We start from the raw sequence: 5467 nt of genomic DNA on the forward strand, positions 1-5467 counted from the left end.
TTCGCGAGCAAGCCCGCTCCCACATTTGGACCGTGCCCGCTTTAGCTTTTGATTTGGCTTTTGCTCTACAACACTCAAGCCGGCCGGTAGGCCGCTGTGCTCTTGCTGTTGATCTTGGGCGCCCCGTTAAACCACGCTGGCCGAACGCAGGCTTCGGAACCCCGCAATAAGTTATCCGGCTATTGTTACTTCACCTGCCCGCCACACACCGGCCACTTATCAATAAGCACACTTGATATTGCAACTTCCCCCAACCTTCTATCTGAACAAACTCTGAACCAGTAACAATTTAAGTCATTAAACGTTGACATCCGGCAACTGCCTGAGTAAATTCCCCGTGCCTGCAACTCAGGGCCATTTTTCAACCTCACAAAAGAAGCCAATGGACACAGTATCTAGTCGTTGTCCGATCACCGTGAATGCGGCGAATCGGGCGCCAAACCCAGAAAAAATGACGGGACTCGCCTTTCCGGCCGAGTAAGCTGCGCTAGAGCCTGACGCTCCAACGTAACTGCCTCACCGGATGCCAGTCCGGTCCCGAGGTGTGTTATGACCTTTCAACTGATTGTTTTACCTGATCTGCGTACGCTGGCTAACGCCCTGCGTGCCAAATTGTGCCGCGAGCCCGTAGGTTTTTCCCCTACCCGCAGCACCTTTGTGACCTCATCCCCCCGCGTGTGCCCGACTCCCCGGGCACACTGGCGTATCTGCCCCACCACCGGCCACCTGGTCCAGCAATGGGATCACGCCGACCCTCAAGACCCACAGAGACGGGACGTTTCCAGCCTGGTCGCGCAAGCGAGCCTGATGCTGAGCCTCTACGTGGACGCTCGCGCGGCATAAGCCAGCTGGAAACAGCAACTTCCTGATTATCCGTTACTTGATTAGCTGGAGTTCTCTATGGACGAAGCCAGTAGTAGCCCGCTGCGCGTTAGTTAACTAACGCGCTGTTAGCGGGCCTGTAGAAAGTTACCCAACACTTTATTTAAACCGATCGCGAAGTCAGCGACTCGGCATGCTTTCGCTCGCCTGTCATCAGGTAAGTACCGGGTATGTTTTGTCGAAAAATTGGCGACAGGAGTACACACAATGAGCGCAGTAAAAAACCCGAAACTGCACAAGAAAAACGGCACGGATACCGACACCAAGCTGTCGATGCGCGCCGCCCGCGAAGCCCAGAACGGCCTCTCGGCAACCCTCGCCAATGTCCGGGCAACCAAGGATGGCCTGACCGAACTGGATGCCTCTGCTCGCCTGCAACGTGAAGGCTACAACGAGGTGGCCCACGACAAGCCGCCTCACGCCATCGTGCAATTCCTCCAGGCCCTGAACAACCCGTTCATCTACGTGCTGCTGACCCTCGGCGCCATCAGTTTCTTCACTGACTACTGGCTGCCACTGCAGGCCGGTGAAGAAGCCGACCTGACCAAGGTCATCATTATCATGACCATGGTCATGCTCAGCAGCCTGCTGCGCTTCTGGCAGGAGCATCGTTCGGCCAAGTCCGCCGAGGCCTTGAAGGCCATGGTGCGTACCACCGCCACGGTGTTGCGCCGCGAGCAAGTGGGCTCCAAGCCGACCCTGCGGGAAGTGCCGATGCGCGACCTGGTGGCCGGCGATATCGTGCAACTGTCTGCCGGCGACATGATCCCGGCCGACATCCGCCTGATCGAGTCCCGTGACCTGTTCATCAGCCAGGCCGTGCTGACCGGCGAAGCCTTGCCGGTAGAGAAGTACGACACCCTCGGGGATGTGACGCAAAAATCCGCCACGTCCACGGCGGCCGACCAGGGCAACCTGCTGGACCTGCCGAACATCTGTTTCATGGGCACCAACGTGGTCAGCGGCCAGGCGAAAGCCGTGGTGGTTGCCACCGGCCCGCGTACCTACTTTGGCTCGTTGGCCAAGGCGATTGTCGGCTCCCGAGTGCAAACCGCATTTGACCGCGGGGTGAACAGCGTCAGCTGGCTGTTGATCCGCTTCATGCTGGTAATGACACCGATCGTGTTCTTCCTCAACGGCTTCTCCAAGGGTGATTGGAGCGACGCGTTGCTGTTCGCCCTGGCAGTGGCGGTAGGCCTCACCCCGGAAATGCTGCCGATGATCGTCAGCGCCAACCTGGCCAAGGGTGCAACCGCCATGGCCAAGCGCAAGGTGGTGGTCAAGCGCCTCAACGCGATCCAGAACTTCGGTTCGATGGACGTGCTGTGCACCGACAAGACCGGCACCCTGACCCAGGACAAGATCATCCTCGAGCACCACGTCAACGCCTTTGGCAACCGTGATGATTCAGTGCTGACCCTCGCCTGGCTCAACAGCCATCACCAGAGCGGCATGAAGAACCTGATGGACCAGGCGGTCGTACAGTTCTCCGAGCAGAATCCGAAGTTCCAGGTGCCGTTTGCCTACAGCAAGGTGGATGAGTTGCCGTTCGACTTCATCCGCCGTCGCCTGTCGATCGTGGTCAAGGACGCGCAAAACGATCACCTGCTGGTGTGCAAGGGTGCGGTCGAGGAGATGCTGAGCATTTCCACCCACGTGATGGAAGGCGACGTGGCCGTCGAGCTGGATGATCGGCGTCGCAACGAGTTGCTGGCGATTGCCCAGGACTACAACGAAGACGGCTTCCGGGTGCTGGTGCTGGCCACCCGCAACATTCCCCAGGCACTCGCCCGCAAGCAGTACACCACGGCCGATGAGCGCAACCTGGTGATCCGTGGCTTCCTGACCTTCCTTGATCCACCAAAGGAAACCGCTGGCCCGGCGATCGCTGCCCTGCGCGAAATTGGCGTGGCCGTCAAAGTGCTCACCGGCGACAACGCCATCGTCACCAGCAAGATCTGCCGCCAGGTCGGCCTTGAGCCAGGCGTACCGTTGCTGGGGACGGAAATCGAAGCGATGGACGACGCCACCCTCAAGCTGCGGGTCGAGGAGCGCACGGTGTTCGCCAAGCTGACGCCGCTGCAGAAGTCGCGGGTGCTCAAGACCTTGCAGTCCAACGGCCACACCGTGGGCTTCCTCGGCGACGGCATCAACGACGCTCCGGCCTTGCGGGATGCCGACGTGGGCATCTCGGTGGACAGCGCGACGGACATTGCCAAGGAATCCGCCGACATCATCCTGCTGGAAAAGAGCCTGATGGTGCTGGAAGAAGGCGTGCTGAAAGGCCGCGAGACCTTCGGCAATATCATGAAGTACCTGAACATGACCGCCAGTTCCAACTTCGGCAACGTGTTCTCGGTGCTGGTGGCCAGTGCGTTCATCCCGTTCCTGCCAATGCTGTCGATCCACCTGCTGCTGCAAAACCTGATGTACGACATCTCCCAGCTGGCCTTGCCGTGGGACAAGATGGACAAGGAATACCTGGCCAAGCCACGCAAGTGGGACGCGAAAAACATTGGCCGCTTCATGATCTGGATCGGGCCGACCTCGTCGATCTTCGACATGACCACCTTTGCCCTGATGTGGTACGTGTTCTCGGCCAACAGCGTGGAAATGCAGACCCTGTTCCAGTCCGGCTGGTTCATCGAGGGGCTGCTCTCGCAAACCCTGGTGGTGCACATGCTGCGCACCCGCAAGATCCCGTTCTTCCAGAGCAACGCCGCATGGCCGGTGATGATGATGACCTGCATCGTGATCGGGCTGGGCATCTACGTACCGTTCTCGCCGCTGGGCGCGATGGTTGGCCTGGAGCCGCTGCCACTGGCGTACTTCCCATGGCTGGTGGGCACCCTGGTCGCCTACTGCTGCGTGGCACAACTGATGAAAACCCTCTACATCCGCCGCTTCAAGCAGTGGTACTGATCAACCGCCCCTGAAAGCGCTGGCTATCGGTAGATAGCCAGTGCACGCGGAGACAGACAATGAACACACTTATGAGCTACCTCGACAACGCTGCTCGCGCGCTGCTGGTGTTCGGCCTCGCCCAGGCGGCCAAGGCGGTGATGGTGCTGGGCGTACGGCTGTACGTGCGCAACGTGCTCAGCGCCGTGGAAATGCGCTTCATGCTGGGTTTTTCCAGCAGCTTGAACAGCACCTGCATCCGCTTGCTGCGCCCGCGTCGATAAATGGCAATACGCACTACAAGGAAAGATCACCATGCGCGTCTTGATCTGTGCAGGTCGTCATTACGCCGATACAAAAATGTCTCGCCAGGTGCTGGACGCCTACCACCGCCTGCGCCCGGTGCAGGTATTGATCCACGGTGGCAGCCAGTTCCTGGGCAGCGACGTGGAAGACTGGGCCCGGGAAACCGGAGTGGATGTGGTGCGTTACCCACCCAACTGGCAACGCCATGGCAAGCAGGCCGAACGCCATCGCAACCAGTTCATGCTCACCGATAGCCGGCCCGACGTGATCATCGCGCTGCCCGGTGGCGACGACACCTCGGAACTGGTGAGCCAGGCCAGGGCCAGTGGCATCCATGTGCTGACTGTAGACAGCTGAATCAACCCTTATTGGAGTATCCAGGCATGAACGAAGAACCCCGTTGTAGCGGTACCCCGTTGCACACTTTTTTCTATTTGAAACACGGCGCGTCCCTGCCAAGTCCGGTCGGGGCGCGCCACCGGCTGTTGATCGAGGTTCACCATGTACAAGAAACACACCCCTGACGGTTTCGCCAAATACCGCAACCGCACCACCCACGTTACCTTCCATCCCCTGCCCGCCTCCAAGCTTCGGGCAGTGCGGCGCAACCTGATTTTCGTCGGCGTGACCGCGGGCATCGTGCTGGTGCTCAGCCTGATGTCGAATGCCCATGCGGCAGGCGGCTCCTACGTGGTCGACGACGGCGCAATCAACGCCCCGGGCGAATGCAATGTCGACGCCTGGTTCACCGCCAACCGGCACGCTGGCTCAACCCACAGTGAAACCCTGGCGCCGGCCTGCACCTCCGCTGCCATTGCGTGGTTGCAGTGGACTGCCGCCGTGTCCCGGGCCAACCATGATGGCGACGGCGAAACCCAAGTGAATCCGCAGCTCAAGGCGCAGTTGTGGGCCCGGGAAGACCTGGGCCTGGAACTGGCCGCGTCTGCCGGCGTGCATTACGCGCTGAACCGCCAGCACTCGTTTGATGGCGCGGACTTGAATGTGCCGTTTACCTGGCAGCCCATGGAGGCCCTGCGGCTTAACTTCAACGCCGGCTGGAGCCACGCCTATAACGACGGCGACCAGACCCATCGGCCGACCTGGGGCACCGGGTTTGAATACAGCCTGATGGACTCACTGACACTGATCGCCGAACGCTACGGCCAGCAAGGCGGCGACCAGGCCTGGCAAGCCGGGCCGAGGATGCATATCGGCAAGAATGTGGACGTGGACCTGGTGGTAGGACGCAGTTTGATCGGGGATCAGCATCAATGGCTCACGACGGGGGCCACACTGCGGTTCTAACCCGCAGACGATGACCCCTGTGGCGAGGGAGCTTGCTGTGGCGAGGGAGCTTGCTCCCGCTGGGCTGCGTAGC

Annotated in this window: 5 protein-coding genes; all 5 read left to right on the forward strand. The window is 60.3% G+C overall.

Annotation, left to right across the window (positions count from 1 at the left end; translation table 11 throughout):
• The first annotated feature begins 549 nt into the window (after positions 1-549).
• The 5 genes from ACW9I6_RS30460 to ACW9I6_RS30480 all read left to right on the forward strand — a co-directional run bounded on the left by ACW9I6_RS30460 (position 550) and on the right by ACW9I6_RS30480 (position 5394).
• Positions 550-843: a hypothetical protein gene (locus ACW9I6_RS30460; protein WP_003219143.1), complete on the forward strand. Its 294-nt coding sequence runs from the start codon at positions 550-552 to the stop codon at positions 841-843.
• A gap of 246 nt (positions 844-1089) precedes the next feature.
• A complete protein-coding gene (gene mgtA / locus ACW9I6_RS30465) occupies positions 1090-3804 on the forward strand; it encodes a magnesium-translocating P-type ATPase (RefSeq protein ID WP_457340168.1) in 2715 nt (904 codons plus the stop codon).
• 59 nt (positions 3805-3863) lie between these two features.
• Complete coding sequence (locus tag ACW9I6_RS30470) at positions 3864-4067, forward strand: hypothetical protein (protein WP_238544234.1); 204 nt, start codon at positions 3864-3866, stop codon at positions 4065-4067.
• 31 nt (positions 4068-4098) lie between these two features.
• Complete coding sequence (locus tag ACW9I6_RS30475) at positions 4099-4446, forward strand: DUF2493 domain-containing protein (protein ID WP_003217865.1); 348 nt, start codon at positions 4099-4101, stop codon at positions 4444-4446.
• Positions 4447-4590: 144 nt separating this feature from the next.
• A complete protein-coding gene (locus ACW9I6_RS30480; protein WP_457340169.1) occupies positions 4591-5394 on the forward strand; it encodes a hypothetical protein in 804 nt (267 codons plus the stop codon).
• Positions 5395-5467: the final 73 nt, after the last annotated feature.

This window comes from Pseudomonas sp. SDO5522_S412 (assembly GCF_054071215.1).